Origin of the sequence: Bacillus sp. FSL R9-9410 (genome assembly GCF_038050385.1) — a bacterium.
In the GTDB taxonomy this organism is placed as follows: domain Bacteria; phylum Bacillota; class Bacilli; order Bacillales; family Bacillaceae_G; genus Bacillus_A; species Bacillus_A cereus_U.
In genome coordinates, this window is the sequence record NZ_JBBOTV010000001.1 from 3,022,431 (window position 1) to 3,045,493 (window position 23,063).

A 23,063-nucleotide genomic window follows, 5' to 3' on the forward strand; every position below is an offset into this window, starting at 1 on the left:
ATTTTTTCTATAGTTAGAAGAAAAAGGGGCCAACTTATAATGAATCTCTTAAAATTAGAAATTGTAGTGCTTATTAAGAAATACAAAAAGCTTACTATCGTTGCAGAAAAACTTGGCGTTAAACAACCTACTATTACGTTCCATATAAAAAGCTTAGAAGAGGAACTTGGTGTACCTTTATTTGAATTACGTTCCGGAAGGTATTTCTTAACAGAAGCTGGTGAGGCGTTGCATCATTATGCTTGTAAAATAGATGCACTTATGAAAGAAGCTAGGCGGGTCACACAAGAGTTTAAAGATTTTAATAAAGGCGCTATAACAATTGGTGCTAGTTATGTACCAGCGACTTATCTTTTACCAGAAGTTGTTCACCAATTTCAATGCGAATTTCCAAATATAAAAATAACACTCATAGTAAAAACAGCTCCTGAAATTCGAACGATGCTACAAAATCATGAAATTGATCTCGGGGTAATTTCTGCGGCACCGTTTGACGAACCACTTCTAAAACAAATGAATGTAATGCCTGATACACTTGTTCTTGCCTTTTCCAAAGAACATCATCTTTCTAAAAGAACAAATGTATCATTACAAGATATCGAAAAAGAACGTATATTATTGCATCGTAACCCATCTACAACGAGAGATTTACTTACACAATGGACGTTAGCACATAACAGCTTCTTTCAATCAGAAATTGAACTAGATTCATTAGAAACGATGAAACAAATTTTAAAATATGGTAATGGGGTTGCCTTTATTTCAAAACTTGCTATTGAGCAAGAAGTACAACGAAATGAGCTATGCTATATACCGATCCCTGATTTTGAATTTCAGCGTAATATTTATACCATTCATCATGAGGACAGATGGAATTCTAAAATAATTTCTTTTTTACTACATAGCATTACTTCTTTTGCAGCAAAAAATTAAAAGGCTGTCGTTATACACGACAGCCTTTTACACTATAACTCTATTTATTTTTCTTTTCCTCAATTTTTGCTTGTGCCTCTTCAGCCTTATCTAATGCTTCTGAAACTTTTTTCTCTTTTTCTTTCACTTCATCTATACTATCGACAGCTTTAATAAGTTTATCGATTCCTTCTTCTTCTATCTTTCTATGCTTTGCCACTCTTTCATTTACTTTCTCTTCCACATCTTTTGCTTTTTGAAGCATATTCTCTGCATTTGATGTCACAGCTTTTTCAAGTGCATCGTCTTTTTTCTTTTGTAACACTTCATTTGCAATATCTTTCGTTTCTGCATACTTACCGTCTTTTAATGCTGTCGCACCGTGATCTAGTAACTGAGCGACTTCTTTATATGCCTTCACTTCATTTCCTGTTTTCTCTTTTTCCGCTTTTTCAAACCACATAATCGCATCACTATATTTTTCATTTTTCAATGATTGCATACCTGTTTCAATATACGTGTCATAATTACTACATCCAGTCATTACGACTAACAGAAAAAGCATTACAAAACTTAATTTTTTCATGATGTTTTCTCCTTTTCTTTGCCTGCTCACTTTACTGTAACATACATGAAAAAGAGTTTCAAAAACTAAAATACTAATTTGGTCATTTTTATTGTTTCCAGTCAATTTTTTAATACTTTCTTATTTTTAAACCGACACATCCACTTGCTTTTTCGCCACATGCTTTCTTACTCCCACTAATACAACTAACAATAATCCTCCGCCTAATGTCATCATAACAATGCTAGTCGGCAACATATCTAATAAAAATCCATATACAATCATACCGAGCGGTGCGATTGCGGTAGAAATTGTTTCAAGTAAACCGAATACACGCCCTAAATAGCTTGGGTCTGTCGTCTTTTGAATATGTACTTGCATCGGTATATTTACTATCATCATTGACATACCCGTTAAAAGCATAAATAAGATATAATACATGAAGCTTGCTACTTTCGGAATGGTAACTAACAATGGAAAAATCGTACATACACTTAAGCTTGCAAATAAAAATAACCCAACATAAACAGAGCGAAACAGATTATTCGTTTCCTTACGCATCGATAAAACAATCGCACCAATTAACATTCCGACCGCTAACATTCCCTCTACAGTACCTAATTGCTTCGAAGATAAATGTAAATTTTGAACGATAATATATGGAAGTGCCACGAAAAGTGCACTCGAAAAAAAGTTCACCCATAGTGCAATTTTCATTAGCCCATATATTTCATGCTGTCGTTTTACATATGAAAAACCTTCTTTTATACTCGTCAAGAAATGCTCTTTACTTTCAGCCATTTCTTTTTTATATAAATCAAATACGATAAATAATTGCACAATAACCGCTAAAAAGAATGTAATGCTATTTAGCAGGAAAAACGATTTAATCGAAAAGAAACCAAATACAACTCCGCCAATAATTGGCGCTAAAATATTTGATAAAGATGCTGCCGTCTGGTTCAAAGCACTCGCTTTTTGAATACGCTCCTCATCTACTAAATTAGGAATAGACGAAGTTAATGCAACAGAATAAAAACTTGCACAAATTGATAATAATGCTGCTGAAACATAAATAAACAGAAGTGATGGTCCAAATATAGTAGTAAGAATAAACATAATAAGCATCGTTAAACTACTTAATAAATCTGTGCCAATGACAAGCCATTTTCGATTGACGCGGTCAGCTACAGCACCTGCAATTGGTCCACAGATCATTCTTGGTATTGATCCGCAAATTAGCGTAATTGCAAATCCCATTCCTGAACCCGTTGTCTTTAATACGTATAATCCCATTGCAAACGTATAAATACCTGCACCTAATAAAGATGTCATTTTCCCAATCATCATTAGCATAATATTTCTCGTTGCAATCTTCATTTTTGAATCATTTTGACCTATACTTACATCCCCCATTATGACACTCTCCCCTTAAAAGTTAAATTGTGTTAAACTTATTATATAATCAACCTTCCAATTTTTACAACGAAAAGTTTAATTGTATTTAACTTTTTAATTATAAAGGAGCATGTGATGGCTACTCTAGGCGAAAAAATTAAAACGTTACGAAAAGAAAAAAAGTTTACTCAAACTGAGCTAGCAGGTTCAGAACTGACAAAAAGTATGCTAAGTCAAATTGAAAATGGAAAAGCTACACCTTCCATGAAAACATTACAATATATCGCTGAAAAACTTGGATGCGAAACGAGTTTTTTACTAGAAGAAGATGATGTAGAAATGGTAGAACTCATTCAACAAATGGAACAACTAATAAAGGCAAATAAATGTGATGAAGTATATGAGACTTTACTACCTATCGTTCAAAAAGAACTACCTTCTACTTTAAATACCGCTCGTTTATATAAACAATTTGTAACAGCTGCAGCGATTATGAAAGATTATAACATTGAATATTACGTTGAAAAGGCTACTTCTATTTTTGAAAAATATACTTTATACCGTGACAGTACGGAAACAAAATTAAAATTATCCTTTACGATATTCACACGTAAAAAATATGCTGAATGTTTACAACTTATAGCTAGTATCCGAAATGACTATGAAGAGAAACATTTAGAAATGGATCTCATTATACATATCGAGTTATGTTTATATGAAGCCATCATTTTACTAGCATGTGGCAATTATGAACAATGTGAAAAAAACATATTAGAAGCACTCGCATTTTCAAAAAAACATCAAGTATACTATAAAACAGACGAATTTTACCGTATTTTATCTTACCAAAAAGTCATTACAGCTGATAAAGAAAAATATTTATATTACATAAAAAAATCGGAGCAATTCGCCATTTTTACAGAAGATACTTTATCCATTGCTATTATTGATCTTTTAAAAGCTTACTACTACAACACAATTACTAATGAATATACAATTGCATTAGAACACCTAGAACAATTTCGAGAAAAACTTAAAGATGAGCCAATTTTTCAAGACGACGGATTGTATTATCTTGAAAAAGGTAAAGCTTTATACGGCTTAAAACGTTATGAGGAGGCTTTACAAACATTGCAACGTGGTATCATGCCGGATTATATGAACCATCCACTTGATCAAGCGTGGCTTACAACAGCTGGTGCATATCGTGCCCTTTGTTATGTTAAACTTAACGATAAAAAAAGAGCTCTTGAGGAAGCTACAGAAGCCGCTCAAAAGATAAAATCCTATCCGGATTCCATCTTCTCTTCATTTATTAAAGAAACATTACGAATAATACAAAAACTTTAAAAATGTCTCGAAATGGTATATTATTCCTCCTTTTTTGCAAAGATAATAATGATGGGAGGAATATAAATGAATATACAACGCGCAAAAGAGCTTTCCGAGTCATCTGAAGAAGCCAATGTCAGTTTCCAAGGCATGCCTGTTATGATTCAACACGTTGACGAAAGCAACGAAACCGCCCGCATATATGAAGTAACAAATCCAAAACGCGAATTAACAGTTCCAGTTAATAGCTTAGAGGAAATATAAGCAATGCCACGTGAACCTCTCCACCTAAATCATAGATTTTGATGGAGCATCCTTCATCATAAATACGGTTAACTCAAGCATTTTCACACCGCTAGTGCGACCGCCTGAAGAAAACTAATGAATGTAGATAAGGATTGCTGTGTTCTGGCTAAAACTTGAGGTACTTTTGCCTCAAGTTTCAACTTTTTCTTTTCAGAAAAAGCTTTAAGATGCTCACGTAAGAAATAACGTGCACCTATATTGTAAGCTGCATTTAAATCAGCATGGTAGACCTTGCCATTTTGGAATGTTGCGAGGTCTTTTTTATGATTACGTACAACCTCACCTGAGCCATCATAGGCTAATTTACTAGTATTTGCAGCATTTACTCGGCGAATACGAATTCCTCGGTAGTGCGCCATTTGTTGTACTTTATTTTGAATGCCATTTTTGCACCAATGATGTAATTTTTGTTTGAGTCGTTTGGCTCCGTAAGTGTTAGGTGGAAATTTCATTTCCCCTAAAAATTCAAATACGATCACATCAGCACGTTGCTGTTCCGCAAAGTTTACGATGCGTCGAGCTGTATCTATTACGATGTGCTTTTGTAGACCGTTTATCTTTCTCCAAAGGTTAGGAGCGGAAATGTACCCATATTTATTTTGTGCGACTTTTACGTTCTTACTCATTCGATCCATCCGGTCTTTTTCTATTGGCTGGTTAATAAATGTACGTCCAATGACAGTTCCATCGGGACGAATAGCAGAACATACCGCAGAATTGGTCATTCCAAGGTCCACAGAAATAATCGTTTGGTCTTTTATGTTTGTTTTATTTAACGGAATTTTCTTCTCATAGGAGATAGCTAGGTAGTATTTCTTCCCACTTTTTATCAGCTTTGGATTGCATTCTTTCCAACCTGAAACGCCTCTCTTTTCTAAATCCATTGGTTTATATGTAATATCTATCCAAACCCAATCTTTTTTTATAAATAACTTTAATTTCGCTTCATGGTTACTTCTTTTTTCAAACATATTACCGCGGTAGAAAATAGGAAATTCATTGTGTTCAAGTTGAAAAGAAGGTGGCCGTTTTGAAAAACGTTTCCCCTCTTGTTTCGCTTGTTCTTTTTCTTCTATCCAGTTTCGGAGTAAGGAACGATAACTTTTCACTTTTCCGAAGGCGGAAGCGATAGCCGCGCGCCTGAAATAACTAGGGAACTTGTAAAACTGTTGGTTGAACTCTTTATATTTAGGAAGTGGGTTTGTTTTCGTCGTATGCGTCAACCTTTCAACGGCCGGTACGATTCCTTTTGTATTCCAATCGTCCAAACTTAAAAATTCTTTATCAATAACATTCATAAAATACGAAAGGGCTTCATTAAAAATTTGAATCGTTAGTTCAAATATGTTTGTTTGATTTGTTATTTTATGTTTTAACGTTTTAGATTTTGTCGCGGACATCCAACAAACCCTCCTTCCTTTTCGTATTTGAGTATGTTAAAAATGTAACCTATATTAATTTAGTTGTAAAATAATAAGGGATGGTTTCACGCATGAATGTAACAAGAATAGACATGCAATATATAAACTAACATATCTTTTAATTATAGTTACAAAATATAGACATCTTGTATTAATGAAAACATAAAAAAATAGCTCGTGGAAATTGCCCACAACCTATTTACAAAGTGGAATTATATAATGATTGAAATGAACGGTGAAGAGGATCACATACATATCTGTTTGATATTCCGCCACAAATTCACTTAGCTAATGTTGTGAATAATTTTAAAACCGTCACTTCCCGCTATATACGAAAAGAGTTCCCAGATGAATTGAAACCTTTTTACTGGAAACCGTATTACTCTTGTTTTATATACATAATTGTTTATACAATTATGTATATAACTAATGCAAGCCCTACGAGGAACAATAATAAACTTATAAATCCTCTTCTCACACACTCAATACATACTATTTTCGTTTTTTCAAATAGATCATTAGAAGAACGATACAAATAATAACAATAGGAAAAACGATCATCCAATCTTCTAAAATGAAAGGTTTTGTGATCATTTATTTTTCTTTAGTAATGTCATTTATTTTATTTAACGAACGGTTGGCTATTTTTCTAAAAATAATGTTGTGTTTGTTCAAGCACCGTAAGTATTTTATAATGCTAATCCCTGAACAAGATTTCTTTATGCATCAATTAGAGGAAGACAAAAAGCCTCATGCTTCTTTTCTTTTTATTACGTGCTAAAATACAAACTATGAACTGATTTTAAAGGGGGAAAATGTATGGAGAACACTCCACAAAAAACTAGCCCTTATTATGCTGTTATATTTACTTCTAAACTTTCAAATAACACAACAGACTATAGTACCGTTTCCGAAAAGATGGAGGAACTTGCAAAACAGCAACCTGGATTTCTAGGTGTAGAAAGCTCACGTGATAATTCGGGACTTGGAATTACAATTTCTTATTGGGAATCACTTGAAGCAATTGAAAATTGGAAAAAGAACGCCTTACATAAAGAAGCGAAAAAAAGGGGCCGTGAGCAATGGTACGAAAACTTCCACCTGCGTATCTGCCTTGTTGAGAAAGAATATAAGTTTCATAGAGGTACATTGTAACTATGAAGAAAAAATTAGCTCTCGTTGTTGTTCATGAAATATATGGCGGAAATGATCATATGCAGCACGTTATAGACCGCTTCACTTCATCTAATATAGATGTATTTTGTCCTAACCTTCTACAATTACAAAATGCATTTCATTATAGTGATGAAGAAAAAGCATATCAGTATTTTATGAATCAAATTGGATTTGATGATGGAAAAGAGCAAATTGAAGAACTCATTACTAGCCTTTCCAGTAGTTACACACATATTGGACTTATCGGTTTTAGTGTTGGAGCTACCATCGCCTGGCTCTGTAGTAACAATCCAAAACTAGATTTTATCATTGGATGTTACGGTTCCCGTATACGCGACTATGTTCACATGAAACCTTCGTGTGCAACATTACTTATTTTCCCTGAAAAAAAAACTAATTTTTCAGTATCCTCCTTCATGCAAACATTACAGCAACAAAATAACCCTTTAGTAGAAATAAAACAACTACATGGTGAACATGGATTTTTAAATCCATACTCTGAAAAATATAACGAGCAATCTGCAAAGCAAGTATACAACATAATAGATTCATTTCTTATGAAAACTATTTTGTAAAGCAGTTTCATATGTCACTTACATTACTCTTACTTATTTTCATAATAATTCCCGTTATTTCAGCGTTAACTCTCATTTTTATAACAGTTAAAAAAGGGACATTTTTAAACCGTCCCTACTTCCAATCATTCATCGTATGCGCTTTATTTTTTGCGAATTGGATATTATATTTAACAAATTTTTATTCATTACTACCTGAGAAAGTTAGTCGATTTATATTTCTACCTATTTGGTTTTTCCTTTGCGTTTTAGGCTTTATCGTTTTCGTACGCGACTGGAAGAACAATCGTATTTTTTCCATATCTATTGGTTTTCTTTCTTTTATCCCGCATTAACGGGCAGTAAGACTCCCACCTCAAAATTCGGCTGAAGCAAAGAAGTTAGGTGAGAGATTAACTGCCCGTAAACGCCCGATTGGTGAAGGCTAATAATCAGTGGGGGATGAACAAAACCCCCCACTGATTAAAGTTTCACTTTATTAGTTTTCTATTTGGGTTATTGTTGTTAGTTCTTTCGGGAATGTAAAAATAAAAGGAAGAAAAGCCCAACATCAACTTTTCTTCCTTCTATTTTTACCTTTAGATTTCACTGTTACTGATTCACAAGGTGTGTAGTAAATTTGAGGTGTCGCCTTATCAACAACCATCATAAACGTAATAAAACCGATAATAAAGAAAATGAATACCGTTAACAAAATTGCTCCTATCGTTAAAAGTATCATAACACCACCCCTATATATTTCATGTTATTACACCTTTCGCTATTATATGAGCTGAATCCTTTTTAGAAAAATAAACGTAACAAAATAATCACAATGACTCCTGTTAATACTGTTCCTAATAAACTACGAGTATATATCGCTACTAAAAATGTCGGAATTGCCGCAATGATATAATCCCACTGCACTGTCTCATGCATAAATAATACTTGCGCTAAAAGTGCTGCTAATATCGCAATCGGTATGTAATTCAACCATTTTAAGCCCCAATCTGGAATTTGCAGTTTGCTAAATACGAGAAGAGGTAATATACGTGGCACGAGTGTAACTGCTCCTGCCGCTAGTAAAAGTAATAATATATCTAATCTTATTTCCACTTCTCAATCACCACCCCTATAGTCGCAGCTAACAGTGTTGCGATAATAACTGCTATGCTATCTGGCATAAACAAATGTGAAACGTATGCAATAATAATAGCTACAATCGCAACAGTAAGATGAATTGCTAGTTTCGGTTTACTACTTATAAGTTGGAGAACAAATAATCCAATAAACATTGCTGGTAAGGCATAATCCATCCCGTACGTATGAGGATCTGGTATCCATTCACCAAAGAGTCCGCCAATAATTGTAGCGATAATCCAATTTAAATATGCTGTTACGTTTAATCCTAGCATCCATTTTTCACCTAAATAACCTTTTTGCGCTGCGTGCTGCACTGCAACGCCGAAAGTTTCATCTGTAATTTGCGAACCGATTATTAAGTTTTTAAATAGAGGAATTTTTGTGAAATAGGGTGCAAGCGCAGCGCTCATTAATAAGTGGCGTAGATTAACAAAAAATACGGTAAAAATGATTGCCGAAGCCGGAGCACCGGCAGCATACATACCTGCTAATATAAATTGGGCAGAACCTGCATAAATTAAAGTGGACATAAAAGCAATTTCAATGATGGAGAAACCTGCTGTTTTCGCAATTACACCAGCCGCTATACCGATGCTCAAATATCCAAATACAGTTGGTAAACAATCCTTTACGCCTTGTTGAAATGTATCATCGCTCTGCAATGTCATATGTGCCTGAGCTTTATTCACCTTTCTCTCCCCCCATTTCTTCCATACTACGTTTTCCTGTTACGATATGAACTAGATTTATAATTACATCCATTTGTCGCTCCTGTTCTAAACAATTTAATTTTCGGTCTAACAATTCAAAGGATCTTTCAAAAGCTTTTCGCATTCGATCCATTAATCCCTTAGCTGCTACAGGTCCATATTTCACTGGTTCAGAAGGAACTAAATGCACTGCGCCTTTAGCCGAGCACCTCGTAAATCATGGAACGGGATACGCCTGCTTGTTTACTCACTTCACACCCTGTTACTGGATAATGTTTTAATAAACCTATATAAGCTTTACATTCATACTGGGAGAACCCAATTCCTTTATTATTTCATCCATCACAATCTATATAGCTCTAATTCCATTTTCTGATAGTAGTTATTGTTATAACTACTAATATAGAAAAGAAGTTCCTTATAGTCAACTAATGATTCTGAATTTTAAAACACAAATAAAAAAGCCTTCTTTTAAAAGGCTTTTTGTACATAATGTTCCTATTATTTTAACTGCAAAGAATTTGATATATTATCCTCCAAATGCTCACGTAAAGTTGAACCTGTATACTCTTCTCTAAATACACCTGCTCTCACGAATAAAGGAATCACTTCACTAAAGAATAAATCCAATGATTTAGGAGGTCCACCTGGAATTGCAATGAATCCATCTAGTGCTCCTGCTTCAAATCTTTCCGTAATTTGGTTAAAAATGTCTTGTGGTGTGCCAATAGCGACCCAATGAGCAGAACCAACAACTTCTGGTCGTTCTAGTATTTGCTCAACAGTTGGTTCATTTTTAATGATGAAATTTCGTAATAATTCGGCATGTGTTTTACTACGTACAGTTTGATCCATACTTGGTAGCATATGTTCAGTAACCTTACTTTCTAATGGTAGCCCTCTAACGTCTAATCCGAGAACCATTTCAAGTAAAGCGTACCTCTTCTCTTTTGTAAGGTGTTGATGAGCTTGCCTGTGCATTTCTAGTGCTTCTTCATATGAATCACCAATAAAGAAATATAAACCAGGCAATACACGTATATCATCTTGCTTTCGGCCATGCTTTTCTGCTCTTCTTCTTAAATCTTGACGAAGTTCGATTCCTGACTCTACATCTGGCATCGCGGCGAAAATTGCATCCGCAACAGAAGCAGCGAAATTCCGGCCAGACTCTGAAGCACCCGCTTGAAATAAAGGCATTTCCCCAGAAATATGTTGCGGAACATTAAGTGGACCTTTCACCTCAAAATGTTCACCACTATGCTCAATCGGCTGTACCATTTCTCTAATTACATCTGCGTTGTCTTCTTTTAAAACTTCATAAGGATGGCTCCTCCAAAGTTTTCTCACTAACTCTGTACATTCTTCCGCTTTCGCGTATCGTTCCTCAGATGGTGGCATCCCTGTCTCACCAAAGTTTTCAGCACCATCAATGGATGTGACAATGTTCCATCCTACTCGGCCGTTACTAATCCAATTTAAAGATTGTAGTTGCCTCGCTAGTATATATGGTGGATAAAATGATGTTGAAGCGGTCGTAACGACTCCAATTTTTTCTGTCGCATAAGCAATTGCAGTAAAAAGTAATGTTGGATCTAAAATTACATTCCCCTTATTACGTGCAATTAAATCTGGATGTGCCACTAAATAATCCGCTTTAAAAACAAAATCTAACTTAGCCTTCTCTGCCAGTTGTGCTAACTCTACTTGTTCATCGATTCCTGAATCAAACTTATTCTCTTGCTCTTTCTTTCTAGAAATCAAACATAACCCAATGCAAAGCTGTTTTTTTGTAGACATATGTACACACCTTCCCCTTAGTTTTTAATTCACCTAATTAAACAAGTGATACGACCATCGCAGCTTCTATTCTTATTAAAGATAAAATGATATTGATAATCATTATCATTTTATGATGTAACTATAATAAAAGCAACAATAAAATGAAACTTTAATCAGAGGGGGGTTCCCCCCTCTGATTATTAGCCTTCACCAATCGGGCTTTTACGGGATAAAAAAAGACTCCCGCTAACGGGAGTCCTTTATCTCAATATTTCATTCGCTTCTTTTTCATAAATTTTATCAAATGAAGTCATGATGCGCTGTGATGCTTGAATCATTTTTTGACTCGTCATTAAATCTGCCATCTCTTTCGTCATATCAACATTTGAATTTTCTAGCATATGATTTTTCACAATCCCTGTTCCATTCGGTAAATCAGCAATATTTCCTTCTGCTAGTGTAAAGCTTTTGTTTTCACGTTGCACGAGGCGAGCGTTCGTTTCTGCATCTACTGTTTTCGTTTGCAAGCGGCCAATATTATTTTGTGTTACTTCATCGTATAATGTACCGTCTGCTTGTACAGCTACCTTTTCTCCTTCTGAAATACGAATACGTTCATTATTCTCACCCATTACGAAAGCACCTGCAGATGTTTGTAAATAACGATCACTATTTACTGTAAAGTTTCCATCTCTCGTTAAAAATGTTTCATCATTTTTAGATGTAACGAAAAATGATGATGTGCCAGCCGCACCATCGTCTAAAAAGAAATCTGTAGCACTATTTGTCATTTGCACATTTCCTTGTACTAAGTTCACATGCGTCGCAGCTGGTACGACAGCGTAATCGACCGAACCGATATTTGTCGTAGCTCCGTCACCGCGGCGATATGTGTCTTGCACATCAAATACTTTAGAAGTCATGTTTTCTGCTTTAAATCCTGTCGTTTGGGCATTTGCAACGTTATTTGAATGAACATTAATATGCTGCATGTAATTCATCATACCCATAGAACCTATATAAAGACCGTTCATACTCGTTTGAATAAGGCAAGCGCCTTATTCTTCACCTCTTTTCTTACGATGTTTGTAACATTTGTTTCGCTAAATGTTCAGCTGTAGCGATATGTATATGTTGCTTCACGTCTTGTCCGTCTGTCATTAATACAATTGGAGCTGATGATACTGCTGGAATTTTCAACAATTCACCACTACTTGCTGTTTCATCAAATTTCGTAAACACGATACCATCAATATGAATATCTTTAAAGTTCGTAATGATTTCAATCATGTCTTTACTTTTCATAGAAGCTGATAACGTTAAACAAATATAATCTGGCTCTACTTGCCCCATCGTCTCAATCATTTCTTCAACCGTTTCTGACGTACGATAATTTTTTCCGGCTGTATCTATTAAAATATAATCGACGCGCGCTTCTTCTTTAAAATAAGTAAGCGCCCGTGCCATTGCGGCTTCATCCCGCACAGCGATAACTTCTGATCCAATTGTTTTCACGTAATCTTGCAGTTGCTGTACCGTTCCGATGCGAGAGTGGTCTGTTGTAATAAAACCAACCGTTTTTTTCTTACCGTGAAACTGCCACGCCATTTTCGCAAGTGTCGTCGTTTTTCCAACGCCAGTTGGACCGATTAATGCAATTGTTTGTACCTCTTTTTCAAATACGTTTTCAGTATTGAAATGAGATCTCATATCTTCCAATATGTATCCGATGACTTCTTCTTCTGTAATCATCGTTGCATTCTCAAACTTCACTTTTAATTTTTCAGCATATGCATGAATGAAATATTGTTCCACATCGTTTTGTTCTAACATCCGAATTACTTTTTGAATAATAAATGGTACAGATTCCTGTTTTTCTTGTTTTATAACTACTTCTTCTTTCTTTACGGGAATAGCTTGTTTCACAGCAGGCTGTTTTTTCGTTACTTTCGTCTCTTCTGTATGTTTCACAACGACGATTCCTTTTTCAAACAGTTGTAATAGTTTCTCTTTTTTTCTTGCCCATTCTTCACTATTTCCTGTTTGCATCGCTGCGTACGACATAGAAGTCGTTACGTTTTCTAAATTGTGCAAGACTGATTGAATTCCATTCACCTTCACGATTTCTTCTGAAGGTTCATTTACAACATCCATTAATTGGTCATGAAATTGAGTTACGCCTTCGTTACTTTCTTCCTGTTTATCTTCAGGAAAAGCGACTAACATTTCATAATTCTTCTTCCAAAAAAACGGGATGTTTCGTTTTACACTTTCATCGACAACGTAGTAATAATCTGTACCATATTGGTCAAATAACTTTCGATACAATTCATTTTTCGAAGCTGCTTTTATTCGCATTAACGCTTCTTTTTTTTCTGTACTTTCCATTACTTCACCCCCTACTATTCAATATAAGCAATTTGATCTACAACAATTTCTGGTGCTAATTCACTAATACATAATACTTTAGCTTCTATTTGATAACGTTCAAGAAGTCTCACAATCGCAAACCTGAAATCTTTTCTACGTGTTAATAATACTGGCTCTCTTCCCATTAAACGAGCTTGTTTGAAAACGCGCTGTACTTGTTCTACTACACGCGTTTCTAAATCTAAATCCCAGTTTAATAAATAACCTTGGTATGAATTATTAACAACATCTGCATCTAACTCAAGCGAATCAGCGAAGAGTGCCGCATAAATTTTCCCATCAGGATTTTTCGCACTCTCACAAATAACTTTTGAAATACATTCACGAACAAATGCCGTCACACCATCCACATGGTTTTGATAAATTTCTTTCCCGTCAATAATACCTTCAATAATCGTTGGTAAATCACGGATTGAAATTCCTTCTTTCAGCAGTTGTTTAATAACATTTTGAACAAGTGATAAATCGATTTCTTTCTTTTTAATTTCTTCTAATAAAACGCCATTATCAGTTTCAAGCGAGTGAATCAAGTCTTTCACATGTTGACGCTGAATTAACTCATGAAGGTTACGTCTAACGACAACATCTAAATGCGTAATTAAAATGCTAAGCGGCTCTAACACTTGATAGCCCTTCATTTGTGCATCTTGTACCATATGCTCCAAAATCCAATATCCATCTTCACCAAAAATTGGATCTTTCGCTGGTTCTGCATCTAAATCAGCCATTACGTTCGGTGTTTTCAGTGCTAGTAAATAACCTGATTTTAAAACACCTTCAGCAGCTTTCGCACCTTTAATACGAATAATGTAACGTCCGCGCGGTCTAAAACTCGTATTATCTTTAAAGTTAATTCCAGGAACGTTAATACCGAGGTCGGTAATAATCGACTTCCTCATAAGAACAACTTTATCACGAGCTGTTTCCCCGTTTATCTTCTGCTTTACAAGTGCCGCTAAATCTAAACCGAGCTCTACAATAATTGGATATTTATCTGTAAAGACTCCGAATGAATCTTCCACTTGTTGCAGTTGCTCTTCATCGCCTTGAATCATTTCTAATTCTTTTTGAAGCTCGTCTTCTTTTTCTTTCTTTATTCGCTTTTTATTACGAACTCCTAAGAAAATAATCGTGCCTCCAACGAGAGCAAATGGTAGAAATGGTAGCGGTGTAAAAACACCCATTGCGATAAATAAACCACCGAGTGCATATACAACAACTTCATGCGCTAATAACTCTTTAAAGATTCCTTCAGTTACTGTATCTGCTGAACCGTCAAATACACGCGTTACGATAATACCTGTTGAAATCGCAAGCATTAACGAACCGATTTGGTTTACAATTCCGTCACCGACAGTTAACTGTGTATAGTGAATAGCCGCATCTGCAAAGCTCATTCCTTGCTGCATCATACCAACAATTAAACCGAAAATAATGTTTACGAATAAAATGACAATCCCGAAAATAACGTCCCCTTTAATGAACTTTCCGGCACCATCCATCGCTCCGTAAAACTCTGTTTCCATATTTAATTTTTTTCGTTTCGCCTGTGCATCTTTTTCTGTAATAAGACGCTGATTCAAGTCAGCATCGATAGACATTTGTTTCCCTGGTAAAGAATCAAGTGTAAAACGAGCTGCAACTTCAGCTGTACGAGACGCACCGTTTGCAACGATAAACTGGAATATGATTAATACTATAAAAATAACGATACCAATTAATAAGTTCCCGCCAATTACGAACTGGCCGAACTCTTCAATAACATGACCCGCATTTCCGTCTGTTAAAATCGCTCGCGTCGTCGAAACGTTAATCGATACGCGGAAAATCCCGATTAATAACAACATCGTCGGAAATGACTTTAATTCATCCCACTCGTTAATACTTGTAGCTCGCATATAAATAAGCACTGACATACTTAGTAGAAAAACGATAACGATATCAAGTATAAATGGTGGAAGTGGAATTAAGAGCGCCACAACGAATGACGCTGCTAAAAAGATAGAAAAATAGGTTCTTGCAGAATCCATCTTAAACAAAGAGATCCCCTCCAAACGCGCTATTATACTTCAAGTTCGTCCGTTTGAATTAAATAGCGCATAACTTCAATTACAGCTACGTATAAATCTTCTGGAATCGTCTCGTCTTCCTCAACTTGATAATATAAAGAACGAGCAAGCGGACGGTTTTCCACCATTGGTATTTCTTGTTCACGGGCAAGCGTTCGTATATATAATGCGAGCTCATCTTCCCCTTTTGCAACGACAATAGGCGCTGCATCAACTTGTTTATTGTAACGAAGCACAACCGAAATGTGCGTCGGGTTGTTCACAATAAACGTTGCACCATCCATCTTCTTCGCAATTGTCCCTTGCAAGATGGCATGCATAAAGTTTTTTCGTTTCCCCTTTACTTGCGGGTCTCCTTCATTATCTTTATGCTCCCTTTTTACTTCTTCTTTTTTCATCTTAATATCTTGTTCGTACTCCCATTTTTGATAAATGAAATCGATAATGGAAAGAACGATTAAAATAATTAAAATGGCTAAAAAGATAAATTTAATTTGGCTAATAATTTCAGTAAGTGACGCTGTCCAGTTAAATCCAATCATACTAACGATTTTCTCTAAATTCTTTTTAAAGAGAACGTACGAAACGTAACCGATTAATCCCATATAAAACAGTGATTTCAAAATATCTACTAAACTTTTACGACTAAACAATCTCGTAAAATAGTTTTTCGGATTAATACGTGATGCTTTCGGCTTAAGTACTTTAGAAGAAAATAAGAAACCAACTTGAATCATATAATTGAACAAATGAAAAGCATATACAAGTATTAATATAGGAGCCGATACTTTCAGAAGTAATATACCCATTAAATAAAAATACTCGGTCGAATCTGTATTTTTTCCAATTTGATCAAACAGTACCGCTACGGAATGGGCAATCTCATAGCCGAGCCAATCTCCGAAAAAGTAAACGACAACTGCTAATACAAGAATGGAAAATAAATTATTTAAATCTTTACTCCGGGCGATATTCCCTTCTTCACGCGATTTTTTACGCTTCTGCGGGGTGGCCTTTTCTGTTTTATTATCCTTTGCCATGCGCGTCCCCCTACTTCGTTAAGAAAAAGTTAAATAGTTTCGTATACTCTTCTAGTAATACGTCTGTCATATTTTTAAACACATAACCGAGCATCGGTACACTCATCGCAATAAACAAAATACCACACGTTATTTTAATTACGTACGCATTCATAAAAACGTTTAATTGCGGTGCATTTTTTGCGATTAAAATAAGGACGAAATTAATAATGAATAGACTGCCCATAAGTGGCAAAGCAATTTCAACCGCTGATGTAATTGCAAATAATAACGTTGCGAGTAGACTATCTAAAAAACTAGTCGTCAACAATTTTGAAATCGCCTCTGTATATTGAAACGACTTTAAAATCGTGGCAACGAAATAGTTAATGCCGCCAAGTGAAATAAAAATAATAAGAAAAAATATATCAAAAATTGTTGATAGCAAAGTGGACTGTGATCCTGCATTTACATCAAATAAACTCGCCTGTGATAAACCGATATCAAAGTCTAAAATATGCCCTGCCATTTTCGGAATGTTCCACAGCATCTCTACAATTTTTGAAAGTGATAACCCAATTACAATTTGCGTTCCTGCATAAGCTGCTACATCCCAAACTGTCTTTATATGAGAGACATCCACTTGATCTGCCACTGTAATCGAAAGAGCGAGTCCAAATGTAACCTTTGCCATCGCCGGAATTGATCGACCTGAGAAAAACGGTAGAAAATATAAAAATGAAGTAATGCGACAAAACGCAAAAAACGTCGCCGCCCATAATTCCATATTCATTTCAGTTCACCTATCTTAGTACGAACGCAATAGCGATGGGATTTTATCAAATAAATCTAAAATAAGCATCGTTAACTCTTGAAACATCCACGGACCTAAAATGATAATAACGAGCACAATACTCGCCATTTTCGGTAAAAACGTCAACGTTTGCTCTTGAATTTGCATCATCGCCATAATAACGGCGATAATAATAACGACAATCATACTCACAACGGCAATCGGCATTAAAATCATAACCCCTTTATAAAAAAAGGTTTGGAAAATATCTATAATTGGTGACGTATTCATTTATATGACTCCTATCACATAGCATCAAACGCTTCAGGCGACCGTTTTAAACATAATATCGACGATTTTTGTATATCCACCTAAATATACGAAAACAAGTATTTTAAATGGTAAACTTAAAATCATCGGCGGTACCATCATCATCCCAAGGTACATTAAAAGTGTACTAATAATTAAATCAATAAAGACAAACGCTAAATAAATGAACATCCCCGTTAATAAACCTTTTTGAATTTGCGTTAACGTAAAGGATGGCACAAGCGTAAACAATGAAAGATCCTTTAAATCTTTCGGCAACTCTTCTCCACGCACTTTCAGCATCATTTTCAAATCATGCTTATACGTATGCTTCGACATATAATCTTTCATAATCGGAGCTGTCGTTTCCGCAGCTTGACTTACTGTTATTTTTTCTTTCGTCATCGGGTCCCACACATCACTCTTTAATTGACCAAGCACTGGCTGCATTGTAAACAGCGATAAAAATAATGCGAGTCCAACAAGCACTTGGTTCGGTGGTAAATTCATAACCCCAAGCCCTTGACGAGTAATCCCAAGAACAATCATAAAATAAGTAAAATGCGTAAATAAAAGAACGATAGAAGAAGATAATGATAGAAGGGTAACGAGCGCGAATAGTTGTACACTTGAATTACTCGTAAACTCTTTTCCATTTTCGAAATTAATAAAGCCGTTCGGGGCTGCATACGCTGGATTTACAAAAACAAATGAAAAAATAATAGAAAATGCGAAAATAACGGCAAATAACGATAACTGTTTCTTTATTCTCATGATGGATCCTCTACTTTTTTCGTTTCACTCTTCACCGCGTCTTCTAGCGCTTGTTGAAACTGATTTCCTGTTCCTGTTAACTGCACAGATTGCACACCGTTATTACTAATAACAGTGAACACTTGCTTTCCGTCCACTTCAAACAAAAAGGCGCTCGTTTGATGATTTAAATACACACCGTCTTTCACTTGAATATGGCCGTTTTCACCTTGCTTAAAAAACTGCTGTTTGCGCGTCTTTTTCGTCATATAATACGCGCCATAACCGAGCGCACCAAACAGTAAAACGACTTGAAATAAGGTCGTCATATACGACATATGACTCCTCCTCTACTCTTTATCCTGCATTTGATTTTGCGCCTTCATAAGCGCCGCGTGTTTCTTGTCAGCTTCAATTTCAGAAATAATAATGCCAAACTTCTCGTCCATTACTATCGCCTCACCAATACCGACTTTCATATCACTTAAATATACATCTACTTTATGTCCTAAATTTTTCTCTACTTCAAGAACATCGCCAACTTTTAATTGTTTCACATCGCCAAGCTGAATCGATGACTTCCCAAGCTTTACACCAAGTTCAATCGAAATATCCGAAACGGTATCAATATGCGCTTTACCTGCTTCATTTCGCTTCCCTGCAAATTCTTCTAATCCCATTAATGACACAGGAGATACTTCATGCTTCATATGGATCCTCCTACTCTATAAAACTTTTAAATAGGAGCGCCTTACGCGTTCCATCTTTCCCAATAAAACAATTAAATTTATGTTTCCCATCTACATAACCACGTAGTTGGTCTGTTACTTTCGTATGAAGCGGAATAATATCGCCTTCTTCAATTTTCTCAATCTCACCAATCGTCATCTTTTGCTCACCAATCGCAACGTGAACAGGTTTGTACACTTGATTTACTTTCACTTCTACTTCAGACGTATACTTTTTACGCTTATCCGAAGAATGTTCGACAATATTTTCAGACGTTAACTTATCCATAATTTCTTCAACAGATAAGAACGGAATACCGATACGAACTGTCGTATTCCAAAACTCTGTTTTCATATTTACATTCAGTAATGAAATAATATCGCTTGGCGTTGTAATCTTCAGCGCATTCGGATCTGTCTCCGTCGTTACAAACTTCGGTTCAATCGCAACAACGCTTTCAAATGATTGCTCTAAATTTTTACAAAGAAGCAAGAATATATTATCAAGCGTTAAAAACTCAAACGCTGTTAGCGGTCTGCGCATAGTAAAGTTACGCTTACTATCTCCGCCAAGCCAGCATTCATGAATATAAATAACGAACGCTAAATCAATCTCAATAACAATTTCTCCAAGCTCTGGTAAACCGAGATCAATAACGCAATATAAATAATAATCTTTCGGCATTTTCTCCACATACTCACTCGTAAATGGAACTTGCTCAACAGTCGAAGGCTCGAGTTCAATTGGAATACGCATACGTGCTGACAACGTCTGTGACGTCTGTTTGCCAAAAGTAGACGCAATCGCCTGCAAACTACGTAAATGCTCAACACCGAACTTCTCCGGTCTATTAAAATCATACTCTTGAAATTTATCTTGCTTCCCTGCTTCTTGTGCGAAAGCTGGCATTTCCTCGCCTTCATTTACCGCCTTCAGCAGGGCATCAATTTGCTCTTGGCTTAATTTTTCGCCACTCATGACAATCCCCTTCCCTACCTTTTCAATTCAACGATTTCGACGTACATTTTCCCATTCTTCGTCAAAATCTTTCCGGTTCCAATCTCTTCATTCTCAAGCATAAGACGCACCGTATTTTTCGTTGAATTTTCAAGACGATACAATGTACCTTTCGTAATATGAAGCAGATCTTCAATTTTCTTTTTCGTATTTCCGATTTCAAAATAAATTGTTAACGGAATATCATCTTGTAATTTCAAATCTAGCCAACTCCCATATCATGTTCACAAAAATTTCATGTTCTCTCTATATATGAAATTTCTTATTTTGAAACGTCGATATTTAATATTTTTTTAATATATCCTTGCGTTTCTTTAAATGGCGGTACGCCTCCGTACTTTCTCACATTACCAGGACCAGCATTATAAGAAGCAAGCGCCAATACGAGATCACCGTTATTTTTCTTTAAATAACCACTTAACTCTTTCACGCCGCCTTCAATACTTTCAGCTGGTGAAAATGGATTTTTTATACCCATCTCTTTCACATTCGCTGGCATAAGTTGCATAAGCCCCATCGCCCCTGCATGTGACACCGTTTTCGGATTAAAATTAGACTCCACTTCAATCATTTTTTGAATTAACGTTTTCGGAATTCCATATGTATTACTTACACGATCAATAATATCCTCATACTTACCTTCATTGGAAGAACGTATTTTTTGAATATTATACTTCTTCGTTAATCCCCACGTATCAGCAGGCTCATTTTTCGTTTCTGGGAAACGTCGTTCAAACTCTTTTTGTGCGACTTGCACTTCATCTACTTTCTTCGTTTCAGCTTTCTCCGTCTCCTCAGGTTTACTCGCTTCCTCTACTTTATTAATAGATTCTTCCGGTTTATTAACAACCGTTTCTATTTTCGTAGATTGTACCGGCTGACTCATATCTTCTACTTTTGCCGGCTCTTTAGCAACTTTCGTCTCCTTCGCAGGTTCACTCTGCAATTGATCTTGAAAACGGCTACTAACGAACGCTTGTGGACTACTTAACTTTTGCTGAATTTGTCCTTTTTTATATGCAAGAACTTCTTTTACTATATTTCCAACTACCATAATATCACCTTTTCGGTAAACAAAGATAATCTAATATTAGAGTTTTTTTAAAAAGTTTGCAATAATCCTTTTAATAATATTGTAATAAAAAAATGAATAGATTGTTAAACTGTTATTTTTTTATATTCATTAATTCGAATTTTTAGTTGACACCCGTTGTAGCAAGGATTACAATAAATCTCGAAATCGATTTTTTCGCATATTACCGTTTTTCAATTTGCAGAAAAATCAATATAAAAAAATGGGGGTTCTTAACATGAGAATTAATACAAACATTAATAGCATGCGTACTCAAGAGTACATGCGCCAAAACCAAGCAAAAATGAGTAACGCTATGGACCGTTTATCAAGCGGTAAACGTATCAACAACGCTTCTGACGATGCAGCAGGTCTTGCAATCGCAACTCGTATGCGTGCTCGTGAAAGCGGATTAGGAGTAGCTGCTAACAACACACAAGACGGTATGTCATTAATCCGTACAGCTGACTCAGCTTTAAACTCTGTATCTAACATCTTACTTCGTATGCGTGACATCGCTAACCAATCTGCGAACGGTACGAACACTGGCGATAACCAAAAAGCATTAGATAAAGAATTTTCTGCATTAAAAGAACAAATTGATTATATTTCTAAAAACACAGAGTTTAACGATAAGAAATTATTAAATGGCGATAACAAATCTATTGCTATTCAAACTCTAGATAACGCAGATACAGCTAAACAAATCAATATTAATCTAGCTGATTCATCTACTAAATCTTTAAATATTGATACATTATCTATTGAAGGAACTGGTACTAAAACAATCGCAATTACAGCAGGAGACATTGCTACAGATAAAACAAATACAGATGCTGTAGGTGTTGCTAAAACAGCATTAGGTACACTAACTGGTACTTCTACTCCAGCACAAATTAAAACAGCCGTTGATAACTTTAAATCAGCATTTGACAAAGTTGATAAGAATTTAATGAACGACGCTGCAATTAAAGATATTAAAGAGAAAATTGAAGCATATGAAGCTGCTCCAGACCTTGCAAAAGCTCAAGCAATCGGAACTGCTTATACTGCACCTGCAGTAGGTAATATTACAAAATCTTCATCAAACGCTTCTGATGCAATTAAATCAATCGATGCTGCATTAGATACAATTGCATCTAACCGTGCAACTCTAGGTGCTACATTAAACCGTCTAGACTTTAACGTAAACAACCTGAAGAGCCAATCTTCAAGCATGGCTTCAGCTGCTTCTCAAATCGAAGATGCTGACATGGCGAAAGAAATGTCTGAAATGACTAAGTTCAAGATCTTGAACGAAGCTGGTATCAGCATGCTTTCTCAAGCAAACCAAACTCCACAAATGGTTTCTAAATTATTACAATAAGCCATTTGAGTTAGTTTCATGAATGAACCTCTCTGCTTGCAGAGAGGTTCATTTTTTCTATATAAATGAATTATTTGTAAAACCTTTCTTTTTTTTAGGTGAAAGAGAGCATCAGCGATGCGTAGAAGCGGTCAGTGCCTATTTTTACTCCATCCCATGTTAAAACACAAATAGGAAATGAGCATAAGTCCTTTTTCTTTTCATAGC

The 23,063-nt window shown here is 35.5% G+C and carries 27 protein-coding genes and 2 pseudogenes; 8 read left to right on the forward strand and 21 right to left on the reverse strand.

Annotated elements, in window-relative coordinates; all coding sequences use genetic code 11:
* Positions 1-39 precede the first annotated feature (39 nt).
* Complete coding sequence (locus MKX77_RS15680) at positions 40-933, forward strand: LysR family transcriptional regulator (RefSeq protein WP_341307182.1); 894 nt, start codon at positions 40-42, stop codon at positions 931-933.
* Between the two features lie 40 nt (positions 934-973).
* Here the strand turns inward: MKX77_RS15680 and MKX77_RS15685 are convergent, their stop codons facing one another.
* Together MKX77_RS15685 and MKX77_RS15690 are read right to left on the reverse strand one after the other, a co-directional pair.
* Positions 974-1,498 carry a hypothetical protein gene (locus tag MKX77_RS15685; protein WP_215555877.1) on the reverse strand — a complete coding sequence of 175 codons (525 nt, stop codon included), beginning with the start codon at positions 1,496-1,498 and terminating at the stop codon, positions 974-976.
* A 126-nt stretch (positions 1,499-1,624) separates the two neighbouring features.
* Entirely contained in the window at positions 1,625-2,893 is a 1,269-nt protein-coding gene (locus MKX77_RS15690) for an MFS transporter (protein ID WP_215555876.1), read from the reverse strand.
* A 117-nt stretch (positions 2,894-3,010) separates the two neighbouring features.
* On the opposite strand from MKX77_RS15690, the gene MKX77_RS15695 reads away from it, so the two are divergent.
* Together MKX77_RS15695 and MKX77_RS15700 are read left to right on the forward strand one after the other, a co-directional pair.
* Positions 3,011-4,225 carry a helix-turn-helix transcriptional regulator gene (locus MKX77_RS15695; RefSeq protein ID WP_341307183.1) on the forward strand — a complete coding sequence of 405 codons (1,215 nt, stop codon included), beginning with the start codon at positions 3,011-3,013 and terminating at the stop codon, positions 4,223-4,225.
* Between the two features lie 66 nt (positions 4,226-4,291).
* Positions 4,292-4,471 carry an H-type small acid-soluble spore protein gene (locus MKX77_RS15700; RefSeq protein ID WP_001025736.1) on the forward strand — a complete coding sequence of 60 codons (180 nt, stop codon included), beginning with the start codon at positions 4,292-4,294 and terminating at the stop codon, positions 4,469-4,471.
* An 83-nt stretch (positions 4,472-4,554) separates the two neighbouring features.
* Here MKX77_RS15700 and MKX77_RS15705 read toward each other — a convergent pair whose 3' ends face one another.
* Entirely contained in the window at positions 4,555-5,913 is a 1,359-nt protein-coding gene (locus MKX77_RS15705) for a transposase (protein ID WP_341307184.1), read from the reverse strand.
* 317 nt (positions 5,914-6,230) lie between these two features.
* On the opposite strand from MKX77_RS15705, the gene MKX77_RS15710 reads away from it, so the two are divergent.
* Positions 6,231-6,473, forward strand: a complete 243-nt coding sequence (locus tag MKX77_RS15710; protein ID WP_319805991.1) for a hypothetical protein — start codon at positions 6,231-6,233, stop codon at positions 6,471-6,473.
* Here MKX77_RS15710 and MKX77_RS15715 read toward each other — a convergent pair.
* A pseudogene (locus MKX77_RS15715) lies at positions 6,427-6,525 on the reverse strand (class C sortase); the annotation flags it as partial. The gene MKX77_RS15710 and the pseudogene MKX77_RS15715 overlap by 47 nt on opposite strands.
* 228 nt (positions 6,526-6,753) lie before the next feature.
* Between MKX77_RS15715 and MKX77_RS15720 the strand changes: the two are divergent.
* The 3 genes from MKX77_RS15720 to MKX77_RS15730 are packed head-to-tail and all read left to right on the forward strand — an operon-like array spanning position 6,754 to position 8,020.
* A complete protein-coding gene (locus MKX77_RS15720; RefSeq protein ID WP_215555874.1) occupies positions 6,754-7,089 on the forward strand; it encodes an antibiotic biosynthesis monooxygenase family protein in 336 nt (111 codons plus the stop codon).
* A gap of 2 nt (positions 7,090-7,091) precedes the next feature.
* On the forward strand, positions 7,092-7,685 hold the full coding sequence (locus MKX77_RS15725) for a dienelactone hydrolase family protein (RefSeq protein WP_341307185.1): 594 nt from the start codon (positions 7,092-7,094) through the stop codon (positions 7,683-7,685).
* An 11-nt stretch (positions 7,686-7,696) separates the two neighbouring features.
* Positions 7,697-8,020, forward strand: a complete 324-nt coding sequence (locus MKX77_RS15730; RefSeq protein WP_341307186.1) for a hypothetical protein — start codon at positions 7,697-7,699, stop codon at positions 8,018-8,020.
* A gap of 215 nt (positions 8,021-8,235) precedes the next feature.
* Here the strand turns inward: MKX77_RS15730 and MKX77_RS15735 are convergent, their stop codons facing one another.
* From MKX77_RS15735 to MKX77_RS15815, 17 genes and pseudogenes are all read right to left on the reverse strand, one after another.
* Positions 8,236-8,406 (reverse strand): DUF3951 domain-containing protein, encoded by a 171-nt coding sequence (locus MKX77_RS15735; protein WP_002135439.1) that lies wholly within the window; start codon positions 8,404-8,406, stop codon positions 8,236-8,238.
* 62 nt (positions 8,407-8,468) lie between these two features.
* A complete protein-coding gene (locus tag MKX77_RS15740) occupies positions 8,469-8,780 on the reverse strand; it encodes an AzlD domain-containing protein (protein WP_215555870.1) in 312 nt (103 codons plus the stop codon).
* The gene (locus tag MKX77_RS15745; protein ID WP_445819116.1) at positions 8,771-9,475 is read right to left on the reverse strand and encodes an AzlC family ABC transporter permease; all 705 of its coding nucleotides are present in this window, start codon (positions 9,473-9,475) and stop codon (positions 8,771-8,773) included. The genes MKX77_RS15740 and MKX77_RS15745 overlap by 10 nt, the downstream gene beginning before the upstream one ends.
* A gap of 34 nt (positions 9,476-9,509) precedes the next feature.
* Positions 9,510-9,840 (reverse strand): annotated as a pseudogene (locus MKX77_RS15750) (TrmB family transcriptional regulator); the annotation flags it as partial.
* A gap of 178 nt (positions 9,841-10,018) precedes the next feature.
* Positions 10,019-11,317, reverse strand: a complete 1,299-nt coding sequence (locus MKX77_RS15755; RefSeq protein WP_341307188.1) for an NtaA/DmoA family FMN-dependent monooxygenase — start codon at positions 11,315-11,317, stop codon at positions 10,019-10,021.
* 242 nt (positions 11,318-11,559) lie between these two features.
* On the reverse strand, positions 11,560-12,333 hold the full coding sequence (locus MKX77_RS15760) for a flagellar basal-body rod protein FlgG (protein ID WP_341307189.1): 774 nt from the start codon (positions 12,331-12,333) through the stop codon (positions 11,560-11,562).
* Between the two features lie 43 nt (positions 12,334-12,376).
* A complete protein-coding gene (gene flhF / locus MKX77_RS15765) occupies positions 12,377-13,687 on the reverse strand; it encodes a flagellar biosynthesis protein FlhF (RefSeq protein WP_341307190.1) in 1,311 nt (436 codons plus the stop codon).
* A gap of 14 nt (positions 13,688-13,701) precedes the next feature.
* On the reverse strand, positions 13,702-15,768 hold the full coding sequence (flhA, locus tag MKX77_RS15770) for a flagellar biosynthesis protein FlhA (RefSeq protein ID WP_002086444.1): 2,067 nt from the start codon (positions 15,766-15,768) through the stop codon (positions 13,702-13,704).
* Positions 15,769-15,791: 23 nt separating this feature from the next.
* Positions 15,792-16,838, reverse strand: coding sequence for a flagellar type III secretion system protein FlhB (flhB, locus tag MKX77_RS15775; protein WP_341307191.1), 1,047 nt, complete (start codon positions 16,836-16,838; stop codon positions 15,792-15,794).
* A gap of 10 nt (positions 16,839-16,848) precedes the next feature.
* The gene (locus MKX77_RS15780) at positions 16,849-17,610 is read right to left on the reverse strand and encodes a flagellar biosynthetic protein FliR (protein ID WP_001055697.1); all 762 of its coding nucleotides are present in this window, start codon (positions 17,608-17,610) and stop codon (positions 16,849-16,851) included.
* Positions 17,611-17,625: 15 nt separating this feature from the next.
* On the reverse strand, positions 17,626-17,901 hold the full coding sequence (locus tag MKX77_RS15785) for a flagellar biosynthetic protein FliQ (RefSeq protein WP_002011993.1): 276 nt from the start codon (positions 17,899-17,901) through the stop codon (positions 17,626-17,628).
* Between the two features lie 33 nt (positions 17,902-17,934).
* On the reverse strand, positions 17,935-18,693 hold the full coding sequence (locus tag MKX77_RS15790; RefSeq protein ID WP_002126633.1) for a flagellar type III secretion system pore protein FliP: 759 nt from the start codon (positions 18,691-18,693) through the stop codon (positions 17,935-17,937).
* On the reverse strand, positions 18,690-19,010 hold the full coding sequence (locus MKX77_RS15795; protein WP_000121176.1) for a hypothetical protein: 321 nt from the start codon (positions 19,008-19,010) through the stop codon (positions 18,690-18,692). Before MKX77_RS15795 ends, MKX77_RS15790 begins: the two co-directional genes overlap by 4 nt.
* Positions 19,011-19,022: 12 nt before the next feature.
* Positions 19,023-19,382 carry a flagellar motor switch protein FliN gene (gene fliN / locus MKX77_RS15800; protein ID WP_002064660.1) on the reverse strand — a complete coding sequence of 120 codons (360 nt, stop codon included), beginning with the start codon at positions 19,380-19,382 and terminating at the stop codon, positions 19,023-19,025.
* 10 nt (positions 19,383-19,392) lie between these two features.
* Positions 19,393-20,379: a flagellar motor switch protein FliM gene (gene fliM, locus MKX77_RS15805; RefSeq protein ID WP_215555861.1), complete on the reverse strand. Its 987-nt coding sequence runs from the start codon at positions 20,377-20,379 to the stop codon at positions 19,393-19,395.
* Positions 20,380-20,393: 14 nt separating this feature from the next.
* Positions 20,394-20,618, reverse strand: a complete 225-nt coding sequence (locus MKX77_RS15810) for a flagellar motor switch protein FliN (RefSeq protein WP_000775712.1) — start codon at positions 20,616-20,618, stop codon at positions 20,394-20,396.
* Positions 20,619-20,680: 62 nt separating this feature from the next.
* The gene (locus tag MKX77_RS15815; RefSeq protein WP_341307192.1) at positions 20,681-21,472 is read right to left on the reverse strand and encodes a lytic transglycosylase domain-containing protein; all 792 of its coding nucleotides are present in this window, start codon (positions 21,470-21,472) and stop codon (positions 20,681-20,683) included.
* A gap of 256 nt (positions 21,473-21,728) precedes the next feature.
* Between MKX77_RS15815 and MKX77_RS15820 the strand changes: the two genes are divergently transcribed.
* The gene (locus MKX77_RS15820) at positions 21,729-22,856 is read left to right on the forward strand and encodes a flagellin N-terminal helical domain-containing protein (RefSeq protein WP_341307193.1); all 1,128 of its coding nucleotides are present in this window, start codon (positions 21,729-21,731) and stop codon (positions 22,854-22,856) included.
* Positions 22,857-23,063 lie beyond the last annotated feature (207 nt).